At 45.7% G+C, this 1,131-nt stretch carries 1 protein-coding gene; it reads left to right on the forward strand.

Annotated elements, in window-relative coordinates; genetic code table 11:
- Position 1: 1 nt before the first annotated feature.
- Positions 2-1,131 (forward strand): elongation factor Tu (gene tuf, locus U2P91_RS17910; RefSeq protein ID WP_322520103.1); only part of this gene is annotated, 1,130 nt, incomplete at its 3' end.

Raw genomic sequence — 1,131 nt, forward strand, 5'->3', positions numbered from 1 at the left:
AATGGCAAAGTCAAAATTTGAAAGAAATAAGCCCCATGTAAATGTTGGAACAATTGGTCACGTCGATCATGGTAAAACAACATTAACAGCGGCAATCACATCTGTACTTAATAAGCGATTTGGAACAGGGGAAGCCGTTGCATTTGAAAACATCGATAAAGCCCCAGAAGAAAGAGAACGTGGGATCACGATTTCAACCGCTCACGTAGAATATGAAACAGCAGTACGTCACTATGCTCACGTTGACTGCCCGGGCCATGCCGATTATGTTAAGAACATGATTACCGGTGCTGCTCAAATGGACGGCGCGATCCTGGTTGTTAGCGCTGCCGATGGTCCAATGCCACAGACCCGTGAACATATCCTGTTAAGCCGTCAGGTAGGCGTACCATACATCGTTGTTTTCTTAAACAAAGTCGATATGGTCGATGACGAAGAATTACTGGAATTAGTTGAAATGGAAGTGCGTGAACTGCTTGACGAATATGAATTCCCAGGCGACGATACACCAATCATTGCCGGATCGGCCTTAAAAGGTCTGGAAGATCCCGATGGCCCATGGGGTGACAAGATTGTTGAACTGATGACTGCTGTTGACGAATGGATTCCTGATCCTGTTCGTGATACTGAAAAACCATTCCTGATGCCAGTCGAAGATGTTTTCTCAATCACCGGCCGTGGTACCGTCGCAACTGGACGGATCGAACGTGGGATTGTTAAAGTCGGTGAAGAAGTTGAAATTGTCGGTATTCACGATGTTCGCAAAACAGTCGTAACCGGAATCGAAATGTTCCGTAAATTACTGGACGAAGGACGATCAGGGGATAACGTTGGGGCATTACTGCGTGGTGTTGACCGAACTCAAATCGAACGTGGACAGGTACTGGCTAAGCCCGGTTCCATCAAACCACATACCCACTATATGTCAGAAGTATATGTCTTAACCAAAGAAGAAGGCGGACGTCATACCCCATTCTTTGACGGCTATCGACCACAGTTCTACTTTAGAACAACGGATGTAACAGGTGTTATCAAATTACCAGAAGGTGTTGAAATGGTTATGCCAGGGGATAACGTGCAAATGGAAATCACCCTGATTACCCCAATCGCCATCGAAGAAGGTTTACGTTT

Source organism: Acetobacterium sp. K1/6, from assembly GCF_034438075.1.
Lineage (GTDB): Bacteria > Bacillota > Clostridia > Eubacteriales > Eubacteriaceae > Acetobacterium > Acetobacterium carbinolicum.